Genomic DNA, 23,290 nt, shown 5'->3' with positions numbered 1-23,290 from the left:
CACATGATGGAAACTGTTATGAAAAAGGTCTCTTTCACCGAGCGCATGGTCCATGCCGTGGGCTATGAAATCTTCGCCGTGCTGCTGTGCGCGCCCTTGCTCTCGTGGATCATGGGCAAGTCGCTGGCCACGGCCGGGACCCTGGCGGTCACCTTGTCGGTGATCGCGATGATCTGGAACATGCTCTACAACGCGCTGGTCGACCGCTGCGTGGCTACGCCGCGTATCCAGTGGACAGCACTGGCGCGTTTCGTCCATGGCCTGGGCTTCGAGGCGGGGCTGGTGGTCTGGTGCCTGCCGGTGGCGGCCTGGATGCTGGAGATTTCGCTGCTGCAGGCGTTCATGGTCGAGCTGGGCTTCTTCGTGATCATCCTGCCCTACACCGTGCTGTACAACTGGGCGTTCGACCGGGCCCGGCACGCCATCGCACAACATCGCCTGGCGGTCTGAGCCGGCTCAGCCGATCGGGTCCTGGCCGAGCACCTTGCTCAACGCGACCCGGGCATCCTCCAGCTGCACCAGCGAAGCATGCCGGGCGCCGAGGGCGTCGCCGTTCTGGATGGCGGTGAGGATCGCCTTGTGCCGCGGCAGGGCCAGCTCATCGAAGTTGGGGCGCTGGTTGGAGTAGCGCACCGACTCGCGCAACGCCAGCGAAAGCATGTTGCACAGGTAGGCGAGCAGGTCGTTGTGGGTGGCGTCGGCGATGCGCGCGTGGAAGTCCAGGTCCGGTTGCAAGCGCTCTTCGTGGGTGCGTGCGGCTTCCATGCGCTGGTAGGCCTCGCCGATCGATGCGACATCGTCCGGGCTGGCATTGGTCGCGGCCAGTGCGGCGGCGGCGGGCTCGATGACCCAGCGCACGCTGGACAGGGTGTGGAAGAATTCCTGCTGCGGCGTGGCCTGCATCAGCCAGTGCAGCACGTCGGGGTCGAGCATGTGCCAGTCGTGACGCGGGCGCACCAAGGTGCCGACGCGTGGGCGGGCTTCGATCAGGCCCTTGGCGGTAAGGGCGCGCATCGCTTCACGGAACACCGGCCGGCTGATCGCGTAGGCCTCGCACAGGCTGGCTTCGGCGGGCAGTTTCTGCCCAGGTTGCAGCTGGCCAGATACGATCTGCAGGCCGAGGTCCTGGACCAGGGTGGCGTGCATGCTCTTGCGCGTGGTGGGCTGACGGTAGTTCATGTGCGGTGCTGGCGGTCCATCGGAGCGGGGGGGGCATCATAGCATCACTGGTCGAGCAGGGGCTCTGCCCTGTGGGAGCGGCCTTGTGTCGCGATAGGGCTGGGCAGCAGCCCCCGGCAATCTGTGCATGTGTACTGAAAACCTGGGGCTGCTGCGCAGCCCTATCGCGACACAAGGCCGCTCCCACAAGAGCAGGGCCAGTGCAGGTTCAATGGGAATGCTTGGGCACCGCAGAACCCCGGCAACCAACCAGGAAGTCGAAGTCGCAGCCTTCATCGGCCTGCATCACATGGTCCAGGTACAGCTTCGCATAGCCCCCGCTGATCAACTGCTGCGGCGCTTGCAGGTCCGCCAGCCGGCCGGCCAGTTCTTCATCGCAAATGTCCAGGTGCAGGCGGCCTTCGTGGCAATCCAGTTCGATCCAGTCGCCCTCGCGCACCGCCGCCAGCGGGCCACCTGCTGCCGCTTCCGGTGCCACATGCAGGACCACGGTGCCATAGGCCGTGCCGCTCATGCGGGCGTCGGAGATGCGCACCATGTCGGTCACGCCCTGGGCCAGCAGCTTGGCCGGGAGGCCCATGTTGCCGACTTCGGCCATGCCCGGGTAACCCTTCGGTCCGCAGTGCTTCATCACCAGCACGGAGCTTGCGTCCACGTCCAGTTCCGGGTCGTTGATGCGGGCCTTGTAGTCCTCGAAGTTCTCGAACACCACGGCGCGGCCACGGTGGCGCATCAGTTCGGGGGTTGCCGCAGAGGGTTTGAGCACCGCGCCCTTGGGCGCCAGGTTGCCGCGCAGAATGCAGATGCCGCCATCGGCCACCAGCGGCTTGTCGATCGGGCGGATGACTTCTTCGTCATACAGCGGTGCGCTCTGGCAGTTGTCCCACAGGCTCTTGCCGTTGGCGGTCAGGGCCGTGGGGTTGGGCAGCAGGTTGTGCTCGCCGAGGCGGCGGATCACCGCCGGCAGGCCGCCGGCATAGTAGAATTCCTCCATCAGGAAACGCCCGGACGGCTGCAGGTCGACCAGGGTCGGCGTACCGCGGCCGACACGGGTCCAGTCTTCCAGCTGCAGGTCGACGCCGATGCGCCCGGCAATGGCCTTGAGGTGGATCACGGCGTTGGTCGAGCCACCGATGGCGGCGTTGACGCGGATGGCATTTTCGAAGGCTTCACGGGTGAGGATCTTCGACAGGCGCAGGTCTTCATTGACCATCTCGACGATGCGCATGCCTGACAGGTGAGCCAGCACATAACGCCGCGAATCCACCGCCGGGATCGCCGCATTGTGCGGCAGCGAGGTGCCCAGGGCTTCGGCCATGCAGGCCATGGTCGAGGCGGTGCCCATGGTGTTGCAGGTACCCGCCGAGCGCGACATGCCGGCTTCGGCAGAGAGGAACTCGTTGAGGTCGATCTGGCCGGCTTTGTAGGCCTCATGCATCTGCCAGACGATGGTGCCGGCGCCGATGTCGCGGCCCTTGTGCTTGCCATTGAGCATCGGCCCGCCGGTGACCACGATCGCCGGCACATCGCAGCTGGCCGCGCCCATCAGCAGGGCGGGTGTGGTCTTGTCGCAACCGGTGAGCAGCACCACGGCGTCCACCGGGTTGCCGCGGATGGCTTCTTCCACGTCCATGCTCGCCAGGTTGCGGGTGAGCATGGCAGTAGGGCGCAGGTTCGACTCGCCACTGGAGAACACCGGGAATTCCACCGGGAAGCCGCCAGCCTCCAGCACGCCTTTCTTCACGTGCTCGGCGATCTTGCGAAAGTGCGCGTTGCACGGGGTCAGCTCGGACCAGGTGTTGCAGATACCGATGATCGGCTTGCCCTGGAACTCGTGGTCAGGGATGCCCTGGTTCTTCATCCAGCTGCGGTACATGAAGCCGTTCTTGTCGGCGGTGCCGAACCATTGGGCGGAGCGCAGGGGGCGTTTGCTATCAGACATGACGGGCACCTTATTGGTATTACTATTTGTCGTTGTGAAGCGACTGTATCGCCAAAAATGCACCTTGTGAAGGGTTGTTGTTTTAAATAGTAATACTATATGATCGATTCACCGCGCCGGAGGTCTGCCCACAAAACCCCGGCCATGTGCTGTCCCCATTACAAAAACAATCGGAGACCTCGCCATGAATCAGGAGCAGCGGCTCGTCCGCCTGATCACGCTGAAACTCATCCCCTTTCTGGTCCTGCTTTACCTCGTGGCCTACGTCGATCGCTCGGCAGTGGGCTTTGCCAAGCTGCACATGGGGGCCGACATCGGCCTCGGTGATGCGGCCTACGGCCTCGGTGCCGGTCTGTTCTTCATCGGTTACTTCCTCTGCGAAGTTCCCAGCAACCTGCTGCTCGACCGCTTCGGCGCCCGGCGCTGGTTCGCCCGCATCCTGCTGACCTGGGGCGCGATCACCATCGGCATGGCATTCGTCACCGGGCCCAATGGCTTCTATGTGATGCGCTTTCTGCTGGGGGCGGCGGAGGCGGGGTTCTTCCCCGGCGTGCTGTACTACATCACCCAGTGGTACCCGGTACGCCATCGCGGCAAGATCCTCGGCTTCTTCATTCTGTCGCAACCGCTGGCGATGCTGGTCACAGGGCCGCTGTCGGGCGCCTTGCTGGGGCTGGATGGCAACCTCGGCCTGCATGGCTGGCAGTGGCTGTTCATCTGCATCGGCACCCCGGCGGTGCTGCTGGCCTGGCCGACCCTGCGCCTGCTGCCGGACGGCCCGGACAAGGTGCGCTGGCTGGATGATGCGCAGCGCAGCTGGCTCAAGGCGCAGCTGGCCGAAGACCAGCGCGAGTTCGGCCAGACCCGCCACGGCAATCCGCTGCACGCCCTGAAGGATGGCCGGGTGCTGCTGCTGGCGCTGTTCTACCTGCCGGTAACCTTGAGCATCTATGGCCTGGGCCTGTGGCTGCCGACGCTGATTCACCAGTTTGGTGGCAGCGACCTGATGACCGGTTTCGTCTCGGCGGTACCGTACCTGTTCGGCATCATCGGCTTGCTGATCATCCCGCGCAGTTCCGACCGCCTCAACGACCGCTACGGCCACTTGGGCGTGCTGTATGCCTTGGGCGCCTTGGGTCTGTTCTTCAGTGCCTGGCTGACGGTGCCAGCGATGCAGTTGGCCGCATTGTGTCTGGTGGCCTTCGCGCTGTTCTCCTGCACCGCCATCTTCTGGACCTTGCCCGGGCGCTTCTTCTCAGGCGCCAGCGCGGCGGCCGGCATCGCCCTGATCAACTCGATCGGCAACCTCGGCGGCTATCTGGGCCCGTTCGGCATCGGCGCGCTCAAGGAACACACCGGCCAGTTGTCTTCGGGCCTGTACTTCCTGGCCGTGGTCATGCTGTTCGGGCTGGTACTGACCGGCGTCGTCTATAACCGCCTGGAGCGCCGCCAGCGCCAGGCATCCGTGAACATTGCAACCGACAAGCGAGCACAAGCATGCGACTGATCCAATTCGAAACCGCCGTCGGCCAGCGCCGGGTTGGCGTGGTGGAGGGCGAGCGTGCCCTGGAAATCTGCGGTGTCAGCAGCACCCGTGAACTGGCCCTGCAGGCGATTGCCGCAGGGCTCGACCTGGTCAGCCAGGTGCAGGCCGCAGGCCTGGGCGAGGGCCATGACTACCTGGCACTCCTGGCTGAAGGCCGGGTGCTGCCGCCGCTGGACCATGAAGACCCGGCGCATTGCCTGGTCACCGGCACCGGCCTGACACACCTGGGCAGCGCCGCCACCCGCGACAAGATGCACCAGCAGCAGGCCGAAGGTGCGGTCACCGACAGCATGCGCATGTTCCAGTGGGGCCTTGAAGGCGGGCGCCCGCCGGCAGGCGAGGAGGGCGCGCAGCCGGAGTGGTTCTACAAGGGCGATGGCGCCATCGTCGTGCGCCCCGGGGCCGACCTGCCGCTGCCGGCCTTTGCCGAAGATGCCGGCGAGGAGCCGGAGCTGGTCGGGCTGTACGTGATCGGCGACTGCGGTACGCCGTTCCGCCTGGGTTATGCCCTGGGCAACGAGTTTTCCGACCATGTGATGGAGCGTCGCAACTACCTGTACCTGGCGCATTCCAAGCTGCGTGCCTGCAGCTTTGGCCCCGAGCTGCGCCTGGGCGCATTGCCCACGCACCTGGAAGGCCGCAGCCGCATCCTGCGCGATGGCCAGGAGCTGTGGAGCAAGCCGTTCCTGTCCGGTGAGCAGAACATGTGCCACAGCTTCGAGAACCTCGAGTTCCACCACTTCAAGTACGCCCAGTTCCTGCGCCCGGGCGATGTTCACGTGCATTATTTCGGCACGGCCACGCTGTCGTTCGCCGACGGCATCCAGGCCCGCTCCGGCGACACCTTCGAGGTCAGCCTCGACGCCTTCGGCCAGCCGCTGCGCAATGGCATTGCCGCTGCCGAACAGGCGCAGCGCCCAGGTTTGGTGAAAAGCCTCTGAGCCTTCAATCGTTGTCACAGGAGTCAATCATGTCGGGAAGCAACTTCATCGGCGGCGCCCGCAGCGCCGCTGGCAGCGTGCGCCTTCAGAGTATCGATGCGCGCAGCGGCGAAGCCCTGCCGGTGCTCTTCACCCAGGCCACGCCTGACGAGGTGGATGCCGCCGCCCGCGCCGCCGAGCAGGCCTTTGCCGGGTACAACGCCCTGGCGCCGGAGCGCCGGGCGCAGTTCCTGGATGCCATTGCCGGCCAGTTGGATGCGCTGGGCGAGGCGTTCATCGACACGGTCTGCCGCGAAACCGCCTTGCCGGCCGCGCGCATCCAGGGCGAACGCAGCCGTACCAGCAACCAGTTGCGCCTGTTCGCTCAGGTGCTGCGCCGCGGTGACTACCTGGGGGTGCGCATCGACCGTGCGCAGCCGCAGCGCCAGCCACTGCCGCGCCCGGACCTGCGCCAGTACCGCACCGGCGTCGGCCCGGTGGCGGTGTTCGGCGCCAGCAACTTCCCGCTGGCCTTCTCCACGGCAGGTGGCGACACCGCCGCCGCGCTGGCCGCCGGTTGTCCGGTGGTGGTCAAGGCGCATAGTGGCCACATGGCCACTGCCGAGTACGTTGGCGAGGCGATCCAGCGCGCCGCCGAGGCCACCGGCATGCCGGCCGGGGTTTTCAACATGATCTACGGCGCGGGGGTGGGGGAGGCGCTGGTACGCCACCCGGCCATCCAGGCGGTCGGCTTCACCGGCTCGCTCAAAGGTGGCCGCGCCCTGTGCGACCTGGCAGCGGCGCGCCCGCAGCCGATCCCGGTGTTCGCCGAGATGAGCAGCATCAACCCGGTACTGGTGCTGCCGGCGGCGTTGCAGGTCAGGGGCGAGCAGGTGGCCAGTGAACTGGCGGCTTCGGTGGTGCTGGGGTGCGGGCAGTTCTGCACCAACCCGGGGCTGGTCATTGGCATGGCCGGCCCGGCGTTCTCGGCATTCGTTGCCGCACTGGCTGCACGCATGGCAGACCAGCCGGGACAGACCATGCTCAATGCTGGCACTTTGCGCAGCTATTCAAGCGGCGTGGCGCGCCTGCACCAGCACCCGGGCGTACGCCACCTGGCTGGGGCCGAGCAGCGTGGGGACCAGGCCCATGCACAGCTGTTCCAGGCCGATGTGAGCTTGCTGCTGGACGGCGATGAGTTGCTGCAGGAAGAGGTCTTCGGCCCGACCACGGTGGTGGTTGAAGTGGCCGACGAAACCGAGCTGCGCCGGGCGCTGGAAGCGCTGCATGGTCAGCTGACGGCGACGCTGATCGCCGAGCCTGCCGATCTGGAGCGCTTTGCCGCGCTGGTGCCGCTGCTCGAACGCAAGGCGGGTCGGTTGTTGGTCAATGGCTATCCGACCGGGGTCGAGGTGAGTGATGCGATGGTGCACGGCGGGCCGTATCCGGCCACGTCCGATGCGCGCGGAACTTCGGTGGGGACGTTGGCCATTGATCGCTTCTTGCGGCCGGTGTGTTATCAGAACTATCCCGATGCGTTGCTGCCGGATGCATTGATGAATGCCAATCCGCTGGGGCTGATGCGCTTGGTCGATGGTGAGCACAGCCGCAAAGCCTTGATTTGAGGCTGCTGGCCTCTTCGCGGCGGTTCGCCGCCCCGAAAGCGCCCGTGCAGACAAACGAGCAAGTCGTCCCAGCCTATGAGAGGATGTCCACCACCCCAGCCAGGACCCCGAACGCAGCCTGATGAAGACACCAAAACGAATCGAACCACTGATCGAAGACGGCCTGGTCGACGAAGTACTGCGGCCATTGATGAGCGGCAAGGAAGCGGCTGTCTACGTGGTGCGCTGCGGTAGCCAGGTGCGCTGCGCCAAGGTCTACAAAGAGGCCAACAAACGCAGCTTCCGCCAGGCCGCCGAGTACCAGGAGGGCCGCAAGGTCCGCAACAGCCGCCAGGCCCGGGCCATGGCCAAGGGCAGCAAGTATGGCCGCAAAGAGGCCGAAGACGCCTGGCAGAACGCCGAAGTGGCAGCGCTGTTCCGCCTGGCCGGTGCCGGCGTGCGGGTGCCCAAGCCCTACGACTTCCAGGACGGCGTGTTGCTGATGGAGCTGGTCACCGATGCCGACGGCGATGCCGCCCCGCGCTTGAACGACGTGCACCTCGAAGCCGAAGAAGCACGCGAATACCACGCCTTCGTCATCCGTCAGATCGTGCTGATGCTCTGCGCCGGCCTGGTGCATGGCGACCTTTCCGAATTCAATGTGCTGCTCGGCCCCGACGGCCCGGTGATCATCGACCTGCCCCAGGCGGTGGATGCCGCAGGCAACAACCATGCCTTCAGCATGCTGCAGCGCGACGTGGCAAACATGGCGCATTACTTCGGGCGCTTTGCCCCGGAGCTCAAGGCCACCCGCTATGCCGACGAGATGTGGGCGTTGTACGAGGCCGGGGAACTGCGCACGGACAGCCCGCTGAGCGGGGAGTTCGAGGAGGATGACCACGCTGCCGACGTGAGTGGGGTGATGCGCGAGATCGATGCCACCCTGCGCGATGAAGCTCGCCGCCGGGCGGCGCGGGAAGAGGCCGAGCATGGGCCGACCAAGGCAGAGGAGCCTACCCCGCCCTGGTTGCAGTGATGCATCGCCGGTAAGGGCTGATCAGCCTGAGGGCGGCACAAAGCCGTTGCGCTGGTAGAAGCGCTCCAGCTCCTGTGCCGCCGGCTGCTCGCCGGTAAAGATGCGCAGGTACTCGGGTATGAAGCGCATGCGGTATTCCAGCGGCTCGACGGTCTTCATGCTGATGTAGCCGATCTGCGCCAGGTAGATCGAGCGTGCACGGGTGGCGGCCGCGTCCTCGCTGAAGCCGAAACGGTCGAACATCGCCTTCAGCGCCGCCATGCGCACACTGTCGGCCTGCTTGATTTCCTCGGCCACCTGTTCCGATTGCAGCGCCCAGCTGCGCATGGCGAATTCGCATTGCGAGTCGAACAGTTCGCTGTTCAGCCAGCAGTCGAACACGTTGAGGATCGCCTCGGTGATCGACCCTGCATAGGCCTCGGTCTGGCTCACCAGGTTGCGGGTGTTCTTGTTCTTCCACTGCTCGACCAGCGCCGCGAGCAAGGCTTCGCGGTCTTCGAAGTACCAGTAGAAACTGGTGCGGGCGAGCTTGAGCTTCTTGGCCAGCGGCAGCACACGCACGGCATCCACCCCCGACTCCTTGAGGGTTTCGAAGGCCGCGTTGAGCCAGCTCTCGATCGAGCCGCGGGTGGTGATTTCCGGGTGGTTCGAGGTCATGTTCATAGGCGCATTGTTCCGTATCCATGGGGGCCTGACAAGCTCAATGTACACCACTGTCTAATTTATTGACACTGGTGTACATGGGGTCTAATGTCGATTTAGCCTGATGCCCTGAACGCGAGAACAATCATGTCAAATGACCCGTTGCTTCAGCCGTACCAACTCAAGCACCTCACCCTGCGCAATCGCATCATCACCACCTCCCACGAGCCCGCTTACCCCGAAGACGGCATGCCCAAGCAGCTCTACCGTGCCTACCACGTCGAGCGCGCCAAGGCTGGCGTGGCCATGACCATGACCGCCGGCTCCGCTGCCATCTCCCGCGACAGCCCGCCGGTGTTCAACAACGTGCTGGCCTACAAGGACGAGGTGGTCGGCTGGATGAAGGACCTCACCGACGAGTGCCATGAGCACGGCGCGGCGGTGATGATCCAGCTCACCCACCTGGGCCGTCGCACCCGCTGGGACAAGGGCGATTGGCTGCCGGTGGTGTCGCCGTCGCACAACCAGGAGCCGGCGCACCGCGCTTTCCCCAAGCGCCTGGAGATCTGGGACATCGAACGCATCGTCAAGGACTACGCCGATGCCGCCGAACGCATGCAGGCCGCCGGGCTCGATGGCATCGAACTGCAGGCTTATGGCCACTTGATGGACCAGTTCTGGTCGCCACTGACCAACGAGCTGCAGAACGTCTACGGCGGCCCGCTGGAAAACCGCCTGCGCTTCACCTTCGAAGTACTCACGGCCATTCGCCAGCGGGTCGGCAGCGAATTCATCGTCGGCATCCGCTACACAGGGGATGAAGTGCTGGCAGGCGGCCTGACCAAGGACGAAGGCCTGCACATTTCCCAGCTGCTGAAGAACAGCGGCATGGTCGATTTCCTCAACGTGATCCGCGGCAACATCGCCACCGACGCCGGGCTGACCGACATCATCCCGATCCAGGGCATGCGCAACGCGCCGCACCTGGACTTCGCCGGGGAGATCCGCTCGCTGACCGGCTTCCCGACCTTCCATGCGGCGAAGATCCCGGACGTGGCCACCGCCCGCCACGCCATTGCCAGCGGCAAGGTCGACATGGTCGGCATGACCCGCGCGCACATGACCGACCCGCACATCGTGCGCAAGATCATCGAAGGCCGCGAAGACGACATCCGCCCCTGCGTCGGTGCCAACTATTGCCTCGACCGCATCTACCACGGCGGCGCTGCCTACTGCATCCACAACGCGGCCACCGGCCGCGAAACGACCATGCCGCACCAGATTCCCAAGGCAGCGCAACCGCGCAAGGTCGTTATCGTCGGCGCCGGGCCTGCGGGCCTGGAAGCGGCGCGGGTAGCGGGGGAGCGCGGCCATGAGGTGGTGGTGTACGAGGTGGCCGACAAGGCCGGCGGGCAGATCCGCCTGACCGCGCAGTCGGAGCGGCGCAAGGAGATGATCAGCATCATCGACTGGCGCCTGGCCCAGTGCGAACGCCTGGGCGTGACCTTCCACTACAACGTCTGGGCCGACAGCCAGATCATCCTCGACGAAGCCCCCGACGTGGTCATCGTCGCCACCGGCGGCCTGCCGCACACCGAGGTGCTGGAACAAGGCAATGACCTGGTGGTGTCGAGCTGGGACATCATTTCAGGCGACGTCAAACCCGGGCGCAATGTGCTGGTGTACGACGATGCCGGCGACCACGCCGCGTTGCAGGCCGCCGAGTTCATCGCCCAGAGCGGTGCGCGCACCGAGATCATGACCCCCGACCGTACCTTCTCGCCCGAAGTCATGGGCATGAACCTGGTGCCCTACATGCGCGCCCTGCAGCAGCTGGACACCACTTTCACCGTGACCTGGCGCCTGAAGGCGGTGACTAGAACCACTGATGGCCTGCTGGCAACCATCGGCACCGACTACAGCGAGTTGCGCCAGACCCGGCTGCTCGACCAGGTGGTTGTCAACCACGGCACCCGGCCGCTGGACGATCTGTATTTCCAACTGTGCCCGTTGTCGAGCAACGAAGGCGCGGTGGAGTACATGGACCTGATCGCCGGCCGCCCGCAAGCCGTGGCCCGCCGCGACGATGGGCGCTTCCAGCTGTTCCGCATCGGCGATGCGGTGGCCTCGCGCAATACCCATGCCGCCATCTATGACGCCCTGCGCCTGGTCAAAGACCTCTGAACCACGCGCCATAAAACCATAAGAACAGCAGCATCCGTTTCGCGCTTCCTTGTTACTGCCCTGGCTCCAACAACGACAACGATATCCAGTGGAGAGTGTAACCATGCACATCGGTACCCGACCGAGCCCCGCGCCATCCCTGCAGTTTCGTGACGACTTCAGCGTAACCGGCCACGCCCTGGCCCCGGTGGACAGCGAACTGCTCGCCGCCCAGGCCGCCATCGACCGCAAGGCCCTGCGCCGCTACCGCCTGGCGCGCATCCGCCAGCAACTGCGTGCCCATGACTACGGCGGCATCCTGCTCGCCGACCCGATCAACATCCGCTATGCCACCGACACCAACAACCTCGGCCTGTGGGTCATGCATTCGCCCAGCCGCTATGTGTTCGTGCCCACCGAAGGCCCGGTGGTGCTGTTCGAGTTCACCAGCAGCCGGCACAACAGCGAGCACGTCGAGACCATCGACGAAATCCGCCCGGCGTTGCCGTGGCTGTATTTCCTGGCCGGCCCGCGGGTCGATGAGAAGGCCGCCCTGTGGGCCGCCGAAGTGGCGGAGCTGATGGTCCGCCACAGCGGCGGCAACCGGCGCCTCGCGGTGGACCGCTGTGACCCGTGGGGGGCCGAGAAACTCAAGGCCAGGGGCATCGAGCTGTTCGATGCGCAGCCCTTGATGGAGCAGGCACGGCTGATCAAGTCGGCAGAGGAAATCGCCAGCCACCGGGTATCGATGGCAGTGTGCGACCTGGCCATCGCCCGCATGCGTGCCAGCCTGCAGCCGGGCATCACCGAGAACCAGCTGTGGAGCATCCTCCATGGCACCAACGTCGCCCAGGGCGGCGAGTGGGCCGAAAGCCGCCTGCTCAGCTCCGGTCCGCGCACCAATCCCTGGTTCCAGGACGCCACCGACAAGGTCATCGAAGCGGGCGAGATGGTCTGCTTCGACACCGACATGGTCGGCCCCGGCGGCTACCTGTCGGACATCTCGCGCAGTTTCGTCTGCCCCGGCAAACCGGTGACGGCGGCCCAGCGTGAACTGCTCGACATCGCCAGCCAGCAGATCAGCCATAACGTCGAACTGCTGCGCCCGGGCCTGTCGTTCCGCGAATTCGCCGAGCGCTGCTGGCCGGTGCCGGGCAAGTTCGAGCACAACCGCTACATGATGATGCTGCACGGTGTCGGCCTGGTCGACGAGTACCCCAGCGTGGCCTATGCCGTGGACTTTGCCGAATGGGGCTACGACGGCCTGTTCCAGGAGAACATGGTGGTCTCGGTGGAGAGCTACATCGGCGAACGCGGCGGGCGTGAAGGCGTGAAGCTGGAAGAACAGGTGCTGATCACCGCCCAGGGCGCGGTCAAGCTGTCGAGCACGCCGCTGGTCGATGACCAGCGCGCCTGAGAGGAGGGCCTGCCCATGAACCCGATGAGCGCTCCGCTGCGCCAGGTGCCACCCCTGACTGCTGCCAGGCCCGCGTTCCTGCGCCTGGAGTCGATCCACAAGCAGTTCGGCCCCTACGAAGTGCTGCACGACATCAATTTCGACATGCGCAAGGGCGAGGTGGTGGCCATCATCGGCCCCAGCGGCTCGGGCAAGAGCACCTTGCTGCGCTGCATCAACCAGCTGGAGCCGCCGACCCGCGGGCGCATCCGGCTCGACGAACTGGACATCGACGCGGCCACGCCGCTGGCGCGCGCCGACCTGCTGAAGCTGCGCCGACGCATCGGCATGGTGTTCCAGTCGTTCAACCTGTTCCCGCACATGACCGTGCTGCGCAACGTCAGCCTGGCGCAGGTGCGCACCCTTGGCCGCAGCCAGCGCGAGGCCGATGCGCGCTCGTTGCAGTTGCTGGAGCGGGTGGGCCTGGCCGACAAAGCCGGGCACTACCCGGCGCGCTGTTCAGGTGGCCAGCAGCAACGCATCGCCATCGCCCGGGCACTGGCGCTGGAGCCCGAACTGATGCTGTTCGACGAGCCGACCTCGGCGCTGGACCCGGAGCTTGGCCTGGAAGTGCTGGCGGTGATGAAGGAACTGGCCGCAGAAGGGATGTCGATGATCGTCGTCACCCACGAGATGCACTTTGCCGAGACGGTGTCCGACCGGGTGGTGGTAATGGCCGACGGGCGCATCCTCGAACAGGGCCCCAGTGCCCGGGTGATGCGCCAGCCACAGCATGAGCGGGTGGTAAAGTTTCTCCAGGCCGTGAGGGACCGCTGATGAACGACATTCTCGCGATGTTGCTCACGGGCGTGCCGTGGACGCTGGGGGTGACCCTGTGTGCGTTCGCCACCGGCGTGGTGCTGGGCTTCCCGTTGTGCGCGCTGCGCATGGCCCGCTCACGCGGATTGGCAGCGCTGGGGGCGGCCATCGTGCTGACCTTGCGCTCGATCCCGCCGATCGTCTGGCTGTTCTTCATCTTCTTCGGCATTGGCGGTGGCTATGTCAGCTTGTCGCCGTTCGCGGCGGCGGTGCTCGGGCTGGGCCTGATCACCGCCGCGCAGATGGCCGAGGTGTACCGCGGTGCCTTTGCGGCGATCCCCGATGGCCAGTACGAAGCGGCCCATGTGCTCAACCTGTCGCCACCGCAGCGCTTCTTCGATGTGGTGTTGCCACAACTGACGCGCATTTCCATTCCTACGGCGGCCACTTATGCCATCGGCCTGCTCAAGGACTCGGCGGTGGCGTCGACGCTGGGCGTGGCGGACATCAGCTTCCAGGCCTACCAGGTGTCGCAGCAGACCTTCCAGGGGCTGGGCGTGTACAGCGCCGCCGCGCTGGTGTACCTGGTGCTCAGCGTGCCGGTGGCGCTGGCCTCGCGCTGGGTGTCGGCCAGCTTGCAACGGAGGATCAGCCAATGAACGAGATGTTGGCCCAATGGGCCGAATGGTTCCCGGAGTTGTGGAAGGGCTTTGTGCTGTCGTTGCAGGTGACCGCCATCAGCCTGGTGCTCGGCGTGTTCCTCGGCCTGCTGCTGGCCTTGGGGGTCAGCGCAAAGGGCAGGGCGGTGCGCTACCCGGCGCTGCTGATCGTGGAGCTGGGGCGCGGTGCGCCAGCCTTGATCTTGTTGCAGTACTTCTACTTCGGCCTGCCGTCGGTGAACCTCACCCTCAGCTCGTTCTGGGCAGCCGTGCTGGCACTGGCCTACTGCACCGCGGCCTACACCAGCGAGATCATCCGCGGTGGCCTGGAGGCGGTCGCCCGCGGTCAGCATGAAGCGGCCGAGGTGATCGGCCTGGACCGGGTCGATGCGCTGCGCTACGTGATCCTGCCCCAGGCCCTGCGGGTGGCGCTGCCGTCGTTGCTGGGCTTCTCGATCATGATGTTCCAGGCCTCGTCGCTGTGTTTCACCATCGCCTTGCCGGAAATCGTCAGCCGCGCCTCGGCCATCGGCTCCTCGACCTTCCATTACATGCCGGTACTGGTGCTGGCCGGGCTGATGTACGCGGCCGTCTGCGCTCCGGCAAGCCTGGGCGTCGCCGCCCTGGAAAGAAGACTGGCGCCCGGCCAGCACGCAACGCCCTGATCCCTGTCTGCCCCCTTACATTGAAGAGGTATCCGTGATGAAACCATTCAAGTGTATTACCCGCTGCCTGGCCCTCTGTGTCGCCGTAGCCGGCAGTGCCCAGGCCCTGGCCGAGTGCAAGCCGGGCCACCGTTTCGAAACCTTGACCCCCGGCGTGCTGACGGTGGCGGCCTGGGTGTTCCCGCCGTACTCGATCCCTGGGCCGAATCAGCAGCTGGGCGGTGTGGACGGCGAGATCATCCGGCAGATCGCCGCGCGCGAATGCCTGACCATCAAGGCCAGCGTGCTTGACCCGGCGGCGGCGATCCAGTCGGTGGTCACCCGCCGCGCCGACGTGGTGATCGGCGACTGGTACCGCACCGTCGAACGCGGCAAGGTGCTAGGCCTATCGGCGCCGCTGTACCTGGATGTGATGGGCATCATCTCCAAGCCAGGCTATGCCACGGTGGGTGAGCTGGAAGGCAAGCGGGTCGGCACCGTGCAGGGCTACCTGTGGGTCAATGACCTGAAGCAGGTGCTGGGCGACAACCTGGTGCTGTACCCCAACCCGGTGGCCATGGCCCAGGACCTGGCGTCCGGACGCATCGAGGCCGGCATCGACAGCCACGCGGTGGCGGTGGCCTCGCAGCAGAAGGGGGCCTATCAAGGCGCGAGCATCAAGGTGTCGGCGCCCGACCCACGGGTGAAGGCCACCGAACAGCCGGGGCAGACGGCGATTCCGTACATGCTGAGCAATGCCGAACTGGGCAAGGCGCTGGATGCCAACATCCAGGCATTGCATGGCAGCGGCGAGATTGCGCGGATTCTCGAGGCCCATGGACTGGACCGACAGGCGGCTGAGGTGGGGGCGCCGCGGTTGGTGGATTGAGTTTCTCCCGTACCGGCCTCTTCGCGGGCTCGCCCGCTCCCACAGGTACGGCGCCAGCCTGAGGACCTGTGCAATCCCTGTGGGAGCGGGCAAGCCCGCGAAGAGGCCAGCACAGGAAAGAGCTTAATACTTTCGATGCAAGACATTATCTCGTCATCTGGCCTTTTCACTGGCGCGCGACAGGCATAAGGTATACGCCGTTAAAAAATGCCCTGGAGCTGTCATGTCCAACCGTTTCCCTTCCGTTCGTCCCCGCCGCCTGCGCCAGAACGAATCCCTGCGCACGATCTTCCAGGAAACCGAATTCCGCCTGGAAGACCTGATCCTGCCGATCTTCGTCGAGGAAGGCATCGATGACTTCGTGCCGATCACCAGCATGCCGGGTGTCAACCGCATTCCGGAAAAACTGCTGGCCCAGGAAATCGAGCGCTATGCCCGTGCCGGCATCAAGTCGGTGATGACCTTCGGCGTGTCGCACAACCTGGACGCCACCGGCAGCGACACCTGGAACGAGAACGGCCTGGTCGCGCGCATGTCGCGCATCTGCAAGGACACCGTGCCGGAAATGGTCGTGATGTCCGACACCTGCTTCTGCGAATACACCAGCCACGGCCACTGCGGCGTGCTGCACGACCACGGCGTGGACAACGACGCCACCTTGGCCAACCTGGGCAAGCAGGCGGTCATCGCCGCCGCTGCCGGTGCCGACTTCATCGCCCCGTCGGCAGCGATGGACGGCCAGGTGCAGGCCATCCGCAGCGCGCTGGATGGTGCCGGCTTCCACGACACGGCGATCATGGCCTATTCCACCAAGTTCGCCTCGTCGCTGTATGGCCCGTTCCGTGAAGCCGGCGGTACCGCGCTCAAGGGTGACCGCAAGAGCTACCAGATGAACCCGATGAACCGCCGCGAAGCGGTGCGTGAGTCGCTGCTCGACGAGCAGGAAGGGGCCGATGTGCTGATGGTCAAGCCGGCCGGTGCCTACCTCGACGTGATCGCCGACATCCGCGCCGCCTCGCGCCTGCCGCTGGCGGCGTACCAGGTGAGTGGCGAGTACGCGATGATCAAGTTCGGCGGCCTGGCCGGTGCCATCGACGAAGGCCGGGTGGTGCGTGAAAGCATCGGCGCGATCAAGCGTGCCGGTGCGGATTTGATCCTGACCTACTTCGCCATGGACCTGGCCCGCGAAGGGATTTGACCCAACGAAAAAGCCGGCATTTTCAAAGAATGCCGGCTTTATGGTTTTAAGTGGGCGGCCCAAGGTCAGACGATGAAGTTCACCAGTCGGTTAGGCACCACGATCATTCTTACCGCGCCTTGCAGATACTTGCTCAATACCGCGTCGCAGAGCGCTTGACCTCGGATCGTGTCATGGTCGGCGTCGGCTTGGACGAGAATCTTCCCGCGCAGCTTGCCGTTGACCTGCACCATCATCTTCACTTCATCTTGTTTCAGGGCTTCGCTGTCCGGGGTCGGCCAGGCACTGTCATGGATCGCGCCAGGGAATGCCAGCGTTTCCCAGAGTAGTTGAGTGATATGTGGCGTCACCGGGTGCAGTACCTGCAGGAGAATAGACAGGGTTTCCCGGCAGGCTTGGCGGCCAGCGTCGCGGGCGCCTTCGAGCACCTTGAGCATCTTCATTGCGCCCGAGACGACGGTGTTGTACTGCAGCCGCTCGTAATCGTTATTGATCTGCTGCAGCAAGCCATGGGTCTCGAAACGCACGCGGCTGGCTTGCGTGGCATCCGTCGCGACGTCGCCACCTTCATCCCAGCGAGTTCTCTCGTCAACGGCAACGTTCCAGAGACGGCGCAGGAAGCGATAAGCTCCTTCGACTCCGCTGTCGCTCCAGATCGTGCTCTGGTCGGGAGGCCCTGCGAAGATGGTGAACAGGCGGGCAGTGTCCGCGCCGAACCGGTTGATAATGTCCTTGGGCTCGACCACGTTGTTTTTCGACTTGGACATCTTCTCCACCCCGCCAAGGCTAACGGGCAAACCATCCTCGATCGCCGTGGCGCTGACCGGGCGGCCCTTCTTATCGTAGTTAACCGATACTTCGGAGGGGTAGAACCAACGGCGGCTGCCATCTTCGGCCTTCCGAAAGTAACTCTCCCGCAGCAACATGCCTTGGGTGAACAGGTTCTTGAACGGCTCATTGAAATCCACCAATCCTTCGTCGCGCATTGCCTTGGTCCAGAACCTGGCATAGAGCAGGTGCAGCACCGCATGTTCGATACCGCCGATGTATTGGTCGATGGGCATCCAGTAGCGATTGCCAGGCCCGACCATCGAGGTGTGGCAGTCCGGGTCGCAGTAGCGCATGAAATACCAGCTTGAGTCGACGAAGGTATCCATGGTGTCCGTTTCCCGAAGCGCGGGGGCGGCACATCGCGGACATGTGACGTGGCGGAACGCATCATGCTGCTGCAACGGATTGCCACTGCCGTCGGGAATGCAGTCTGTCGGCAATACTACCGGCAGGTCCGCATAAGGCACCGGTACATCGCCACAGTGTTCGCAATGGATGATTGGAATCGGTGTTCCCCAGTAGCGCTGCCGGGAGATGCCCCAGTCTCGCAAGCGCCAGGTGGTGGCTTGCTCGCCGCATTGGCGCTCGGCCAGAGCATCGAAGATCGCTACCGACGCCTGTTCCACCGTGAGGCCATCGTATTCGCCAGAGTTGATCAGGCGGCCTTCCCGGCTGGCGTAAAGATCCGACCAGGCGGCAGGGTCGTGGGACGCCCCTTCGAATGCGATGACTGTGCGCACGGGCAAGCCGTACTGGCGGGCAAAGTCGAAATCACGTTCATCGTGGGCCGGTACCCCCATCAAGGCGCCTTCGCCATACTCACCGAGTACATAATTGGTGATCCAGACGGCGACCGGTTCCCCGGTCAATGGATGCTCGACATGCAAGCCGCTCGGAATGCCAACTTTCGGCTGTGCGCCGGCAGCAGGGCTGGGATGTGCCGACTGCCGGCACACCTGCACCTGTGATTCAAGACCGGCTTCGAGCTCGATTGCTCGCTTTGCCAGGGGATGATCAGGGGACACAGCGCAAAACGTCACACCCATCAGCGTATCGACGCGCGTGGTGAACACCCACAGCTTGCCCGCGTCGATCAACTGCCCGCTGGCATCTTCTATCGTGTGGAGGAAGGCCAGGCGCACGCCACTGGCCTTGCCAATCCAGTTGCGCTGCATGCTGCGAACCATATCCGGCCAGCCGTCCAGGGTATCGATGGCCGACAGCAGCTCTTCGCCATACTGCGTGATACGCAGGTAGTAGCCGGGAATCTCGCGTTTTTCCACCAGCGCCCCGGATCGCCAACCCCGCCCATCCACCACTTGCTCATTGGCCAGCACGGTCTGGTCGACAGGGTCCCAGTTGACGACCTGGGTTTTCTTGTAGGCCACGCCCTTTTCCAGCAGTTTCAGGAAGAACCACTGGTTCCACTTGTAATATTGCGGATCGCAGGTGGCGATTTCCCTTGACCAGTCGAACGCCAGGCCGAGCGGTTGCATCTGCGATTTCATGTCGGCGATGTTCATCCGTGTCCATTCGGCTGGAGGCACGCCCGACTGCATGGCGGCATTTTCTGCTGGCAGGCCGAATGCGTCCCACCCCATCGGCATCAGGACGTTGTAGCCCTTCATCCTTAAGTGGCGGGCCAGCATGTCATTGATCGTGTAGTTGCGCACATGGCCCATGTGCAATTTCCCGGACGGGTAGGGCAGCATTGAGCAGGCATAGAATTTCGGCCGACTTACGTCTTCGACAGCCTTGAATACATCATCGCGAAGCCATTTGGCTTGAACCGTGCTCTCAACCCAGGCTGGATCATACTGCTGTCGCATAGACGCTCCTCTCAAGTCAGACATAAGCCTTCCATTTGCTTGGGTTAAGCATTGATAAAAGTTGTCTTTGCATGTGCGCTGACGGTTGCAACTCATCTATATGGACTCGTCGCGGAGATCACTGACCTGTTTTTTCAAGTGTTGGTCACTGTCAAGAGAGATGATTGCTCGGTTGGCCAGTGAGACCAAATATGGCCAAGACCTAACTTTCATGTCAAGCGTTTCTTTCAGAAGGGAACGATGAGCTTTCCATAGTAATGCCCGGGGTGATTATTGATCGAATATCTAATCCTGGCCGCTTGAGTGACGGTCTTGAAGCTTTGGTGTGTCTCATTTTAGCGCGGTGAGAGCCAATATTTTTGCTTCGTAAAGAGAGGTCGTCGGTGTGTATTTAATGATGTCTGATTAAATTGTAGGAAAAGTCGCTAAAGCGTGTAGGAGTAAATATCAGTCTAATTAGTTGTTGCGGCTCCGGATATCGTCATGGTGTCAAAAATAGAGGCCAGTTAGTTTGTGCAACCATATAGGTGTATGTTGATTTATTGGCATGCATTGCGAGGGGTGCTGTCGGTAATGGATGATCGCCTGGCGCTTTCCGTCGATAACGTGGACGACATCCGGTAGAAAATCTATAAGCTTGGACCATTCTTATTGTGTGAGCTCTACCCTTCTTGCTGATGCATGGGGACGCTGGACAAGGGTGCGTAGGCGAGGGTCGACACATCCGGCAAAGGACGCCAGATCTGAATGGATAGCCGCTCGGGATGTCTAGGGCCGCAGCAAGCCGTTAGCAGGGCATGCTTCACTCACTCCTGCATCCGAGATGCGAATGAACGTCAAGCCTTCAAATTGGTAGTATTGGCGGGCCTGGGCACTGTGAGGCTGCCAGCTCCTTTGCTGCATAGGAGTCCACGCCGACGCCGTCGGCAATACTAGCGCTGCGCTGATGCGGCCGGCCATGACATCTGACTATATCGCGGCTAATCATCTGGCTCGGCGGAGGCCTTGATTGATGCTGGCTTGCATTGATGCATGTGGCACAAAAAGGCCGCTGCGAATGCAGCGGCTTTTTCATGCGCGAAAGGCCGCGCTTTAGAGCGCTGCCGCTTCCTGCAGGCTCATCGACCTGGTCTCCGGTGCCAGCACCAGCGAGACCGCAAGGCCGAGCATGGTGATCGCCGTGGCCGCGAACATCGTGTTGGCGATGCCGAGCTGCTCCAGCGAGATCGGTACCAGCCAGGTGCCGATGGCCGAGCTGAAGGCCGCCAGCGAAGCGCCCATGCCGACCGCGAAGGCGCGGATCTCGGTGGGGAAGAGCTCGTTCGGATAGACGAATTCCAGCACCTGGGCGCCACCGATGAACAGCGCATAGGCGCCGAACAGCGACAGCACCACCCAGCCCTGGGCATTCGGGAACAGCCCCAGGCCCAGCAGGGCCAGGCCCGACCACAGGAAGCTGTGGATGATGATGGTACGCCGTCCCAGGTAATTGATCAGCCAGGTGGCCACGCAGCAGCCGATCACCAGGATCAGGGTGATGCCCATCGAACCGTAGGCGGCCAGGTTGCCGGTCAGCTTCAGTGCCTGGAACAGTTTGGGCACGAAGGCATAAACGGCGAACAGCGGGATCACCGCGCAGGCCCAAAACATCACCACGAAAAAGATGCGCTTGCCGTAGCCGGCGCGCAGCGCGTCGACGAACGACATCGCCTTGCCCGTGGCGGCGTCATCGCTGATGTTGCGCAGCGAAAAATCCGCGCCATAGACCTGGCGAATCACCTGTTCGGCCTCCTTGCGGCGGCCTTTGCTCAGCAGCCAGCGCGGCGACTCCGGAGTGCCCAGGCGGGCCAGCAACAACAGGCCGGCGATAACCGCCGGGCTGGCCATGACCACGCGCCATTGCTCGGGGCCGGCGTCGGCCAGCATGAAGTTGCCGGCGATGTAGGCCAGGGCGGCGCCGACGAACCACAGCACGGTCAGCAGCGACAGCCGCGAACCACGGGATTTCTGCGGGATGAACTCGGTCAGCAGCGAGCCGGCCGCCGTATATTCGATACCAACGGCCAGGCCGCAGCACAGGCGCAGCAGCGACAGGGTCAGCGGGTCCTGGACGACGAGCATGGCGAGGGACGACAGCATGACGATCGCCGGGGCGACGAAGAACAGCTTCTGCCGGCCCATGCGGTCGGTCAGCCAGCCACCGAAGAAGCCGCCAGCGAATACGCCGAGCAAGGCCATGGCGGCGATCATGCCCTGCCAGAAACCGCCGAGTTGCAGCGCGGTGGACATGGGCAGGGTGGCCACGCCGATGATGCTGAGGATGTAACCGACCATCACCCAGCCCAACCCGGTACGCAGGGTGAGCAGTTGATGAAAGCTGTTGATGTCGACGTCGTCGATCATGACGGGTGGGGCAGTGGAACGCATGACTCTCTCTTGATTCGTGGGTATGTGAGGTACTGGTGGCGCGCTGGGTCAGACTTCCAGGCCGGCGCGGAACTGGCCCCACTTGAGCACCGAGTTCACGCCAATCGACAGGAAGGGTTGCGGTGGGGTCTTGTTCGGGCCGGGCGAGGCCAGCAGGAAGTCGATGTGTTCGTTACGCTCGCCCACCAACCAGTCGGCCAACAGCTTGCCCGTGGCGGTGCCCCGGGTGATGCCCAGGCCGTTGCAGCACAGGGCGCCGTACACGTTCGGGGCCAGCTGGCCGAAGAAGCCTTCGTGGTTTTCCGACAGGCAGATGGCGCCGCTCCAGGAGTATTCGAACTCGACGTTGCCGAGCATCGGGAAGCGCCGCTCGAACGACTTGCGGTGGGCCGGCAGGTGGCGCTGCAGCGCATTGGCGCGCGGGCGGCCGTCCGGGTAGAAGTTGAAGCTGTTGCGGATCAGGATGCGGTTGTCGGCGGTGCGCCGCACTGTGCTGCCGAACGGGTGCGCGGGGATCACCCCCCACACCGGCTGGCCACCCAGGCGGGCCTGTTCTTCATCGCTCAGCTGGCGGCTGAGGCTGGCGTAGAGGAAGGTCGGCAGCAGGCGCCCCTTGAGGAAGCCGAAGGCCGAGGCGAAGCCGTTGTTGGCCAGGATCAGCTTGTCGGTGACGATGCTGCCGCGCGCATGCACCAGGGTGATGCGTTCGCCCTGGTCGATCGAGGTGATCGGGGTATTTTCGTACAGGGTGACGTTGGCCGGCAGGTGGTCGGCCAGGCCCTTGACCAGTGCCGATGGCTGCAGCAGCAAGGTGCCAGGGATATGCAGGGCTTTCTTGTAGTACGAAGTGCCTATGTGCGCGGGCAGGTCGTGCTCGTCGATCAGGGTGGCGCTGCAGCCGATCTTCTCCAGGCCGCTGCGGTAGGCCTCGAGAATGGCGATGCCTTTGGCGCCGACGGCTGCCTGGTACTTGCCGGAGTCGGACATCTGGCAGTCGATGCCGTTGCGCTCGACGATCTCGCGCAGGTAGTCCTGGCCGAGGGTGTTCAGGCGCAGGACCTTGGTCGCGGTGGTGACATCGCCGATGTAGTCCTTGGCGCCGATGTCGTGGGGCACATCAATGGCGAACCCGGCGTTGCGGCCTGCGGAGCCGAAGCCGACTTCCTGGGCCTCGACCAGCACGATCTCTTCGTTGGGGAAGTTCAACGCCATCTGGCGCGCCGCTGCCAGACCGGTCAGGCCGGCGCCGACGATGGTCCAGCGCGCTTCCTTGCGACCCGAATGGCCCGGACGAGGTTGACGCTTGGGGCTGGTGTGGTACCAGCCCGGACGGGCGTCATCACCAGGCAGCGAAGTGACTTTATGCATTTTTATACTCCGGTTAACGATCAGGCTCGCATGCATGCCGCGGTGACATATCGGTCCGCGAGTGCGACATTTTGTCATTGTCTATTTGTATTATACAAATTGTCTACTATTTATCGTCTGCAACAAAACCCTGTGGGAGCGGCCTTGTGTCGCGAAAGGGGCGCAAAGCGCCCCCAGTATTTTTGCCTCATCATCGCT

The 23,290-nt window shown here is 64.0% G+C and carries 18 protein-coding genes; 12 read left to right on the top strand and 6 right to left on the bottom strand.

Annotated features, from left to right (window positions below):
* Positions 1 to 18: 18 nt before the first annotated feature.
* Entirely contained in the window at positions 19 to 450 is a 432-nt protein-coding gene (locus ACIPW4_RS04695) for a multidrug/biocide efflux PACE transporter (RefSeq protein WP_400655249.1), read from the top strand.
* 6 nt (positions 451 to 456) lie between these two features.
* Here ACIPW4_RS04695 and ACIPW4_RS04690 read toward each other — a convergent pair whose 3' ends face one another.
* Entirely contained in the window at positions 457 to 1,179 is a 723-nt protein-coding gene (locus ACIPW4_RS04690) for a FadR/GntR family transcriptional regulator (protein WP_400655247.1), read from the bottom strand.
* A gap of 208 nt (positions 1,180 to 1,387) precedes the next feature.
* Complete coding sequence (locus tag ACIPW4_RS04685) at positions 1,388 to 3,121, bottom strand: IlvD/Edd family dehydratase (RefSeq protein WP_400655245.1); 1,734 nt, start codon at positions 3,119 to 3,121, stop codon at positions 1,388 to 1,390.
* 184 nt (positions 3,122 to 3,305) lie between these two features.
* Between ACIPW4_RS04685 and ACIPW4_RS04680 the strand changes: the two genes are divergently transcribed.
* The 4 genes from ACIPW4_RS04680 (at position 3,306) to ACIPW4_RS04665 (ending at position 8,227) form a co-directional block, all read left to right on the top strand.
* Complete coding sequence (locus tag ACIPW4_RS04680) at positions 3,306 to 4,628, top strand: MFS transporter (RefSeq protein WP_400655244.1); 1,323 nt, start codon at positions 3,306 to 3,308, stop codon at positions 4,626 to 4,628.
* Positions 4,619 to 5,608 carry an AraD1 family protein gene (araD1, locus tag ACIPW4_RS04675; RefSeq protein WP_400655242.1) on the top strand — a complete coding sequence of 330 codons (990 nt, stop codon included), beginning with the start codon at positions 4,619 to 4,621 and terminating at the stop codon, positions 5,606 to 5,608. Before ACIPW4_RS04680 ends, araD1 begins: the two co-directional genes overlap by 10 nt.
* Before the next feature lie 29 nt (positions 5,609 to 5,637).
* On the top strand, positions 5,638 to 7,212 hold the full coding sequence (locus tag ACIPW4_RS04670) for an aldehyde dehydrogenase (NADP(+)) (RefSeq protein WP_400655241.1): 1,575 nt from the start codon (positions 5,638 to 5,640) through the stop codon (positions 7,210 to 7,212).
* A 121-nt stretch (positions 7,213 to 7,333) separates the two neighbouring features.
* Positions 7,334 to 8,227 carry a PA4780 family RIO1-like protein kinase gene (locus tag ACIPW4_RS04665; protein ID WP_400655239.1) on the top strand — a complete coding sequence of 298 codons (894 nt, stop codon included), beginning with the start codon at positions 7,334 to 7,336 and terminating at the stop codon, positions 8,225 to 8,227.
* Between the two features lie 21 nt (positions 8,228 to 8,248).
* Here the strand turns inward: ACIPW4_RS04665 and ACIPW4_RS04660 are convergent, their stop codons facing one another.
* Entirely contained in the window at positions 8,249 to 8,890 is a 642-nt protein-coding gene (locus ACIPW4_RS04660; RefSeq protein WP_400655237.1) for a TetR/AcrR family transcriptional regulator, read from the bottom strand.
* A gap of 126 nt (positions 8,891 to 9,016) precedes the next feature.
* Between ACIPW4_RS04660 and ACIPW4_RS04655 the strand changes: the two genes are divergently transcribed.
* The 7 genes from ACIPW4_RS04655 (at position 9,017) to hemB (ending at position 16,637) form a co-directional block, all read left to right on the top strand.
* Positions 9,017 to 11,053: an FAD-dependent oxidoreductase gene (locus ACIPW4_RS04655; RefSeq protein WP_400655236.1), complete on the top strand. Its 2,037-nt coding sequence runs from the start codon at positions 9,017 to 9,019 to the stop codon at positions 11,051 to 11,053.
* Between the two features lie 103 nt (positions 11,054 to 11,156).
* Complete coding sequence (locus ACIPW4_RS04650; protein WP_400655235.1) at positions 11,157 to 12,449, top strand: M24 family metallopeptidase; 1,293 nt, start codon at positions 11,157 to 11,159, stop codon at positions 12,447 to 12,449.
* A gap of 24 nt (positions 12,450 to 12,473) precedes the next feature.
* Complete coding sequence (locus ACIPW4_RS04645) at positions 12,474 to 13,265, top strand: amino acid ABC transporter ATP-binding protein (RefSeq protein ID WP_400655573.1); 792 nt, start codon at positions 12,474 to 12,476, stop codon at positions 13,263 to 13,265.
* Positions 13,265 to 13,906, top strand: coding sequence for an amino acid ABC transporter permease (locus ACIPW4_RS04640; protein ID WP_400655234.1), 642 nt, complete (start codon positions 13,265 to 13,267; stop codon positions 13,904 to 13,906). The genes ACIPW4_RS04645 and ACIPW4_RS04640 overlap by 1 nt, the downstream gene beginning before the upstream one ends.
* Complete coding sequence (locus ACIPW4_RS04635) at positions 13,903 to 14,571, top strand: amino acid ABC transporter permease (protein ID WP_400655232.1); 669 nt, start codon at positions 13,903 to 13,905, stop codon at positions 14,569 to 14,571. Before ACIPW4_RS04640 ends, ACIPW4_RS04635 begins: the two co-directional genes overlap by 4 nt.
* Before the next feature lie 34 nt (positions 14,572 to 14,605).
* A complete protein-coding gene (locus tag ACIPW4_RS04630) occupies positions 14,606 to 15,439 on the top strand; it encodes a substrate-binding periplasmic protein (RefSeq protein WP_400655230.1) in 834 nt (277 codons plus the stop codon).
* Between the two features lie 223 nt (positions 15,440 to 15,662).
* Positions 15,663 to 16,637, top strand: coding sequence for a porphobilinogen synthase (gene hemB / locus ACIPW4_RS04625; protein ID WP_027916845.1), 975 nt, complete (start codon positions 15,663 to 15,665; stop codon positions 16,635 to 16,637).
* 65 nt (positions 16,638 to 16,702) lie between these two features.
* Here hemB and leuS read toward each other — a convergent pair whose 3' ends face one another.
* From leuS to ACIPW4_RS04610, 3 genes are all read right to left on the bottom strand, one after another.
* Positions 16,703 to 19,297 carry a leucine--tRNA ligase gene (leuS, locus tag ACIPW4_RS04620; RefSeq protein WP_400655228.1) on the bottom strand — a complete coding sequence of 865 codons (2,595 nt, stop codon included), beginning with the start codon at positions 19,295 to 19,297 and terminating at the stop codon, positions 16,703 to 16,705.
* A 1,092-nt stretch (positions 19,298 to 20,389) separates the two neighbouring features.
* Positions 20,390 to 21,724 carry an MFS transporter gene (locus ACIPW4_RS04615; protein ID WP_400655226.1) on the bottom strand — a complete coding sequence of 445 codons (1,335 nt, stop codon included), beginning with the start codon at positions 21,722 to 21,724 and terminating at the stop codon, positions 20,390 to 20,392.
* A 48-nt stretch (positions 21,725 to 21,772) separates the two neighbouring features.
* Positions 21,773 to 23,092 (bottom strand): NAD(P)/FAD-dependent oxidoreductase, encoded by a 1,320-nt coding sequence (locus ACIPW4_RS04610; protein ID WP_400655223.1) that lies wholly within the window; start codon positions 23,090 to 23,092, stop codon positions 21,773 to 21,775.
* Positions 23,093 to 23,290 lie beyond the last annotated feature (198 nt).

The organism is Pseudomonas sp. NPDC089996 (genome assembly GCF_044748405.1).
Taxonomy (GTDB): Bacteria; Pseudomonadota; Gammaproteobacteria; order Pseudomonadales; family Pseudomonadaceae; genus Aquipseudomonas.
This window is presented reverse-complemented; position numbering and strand designations above follow the sequence as displayed.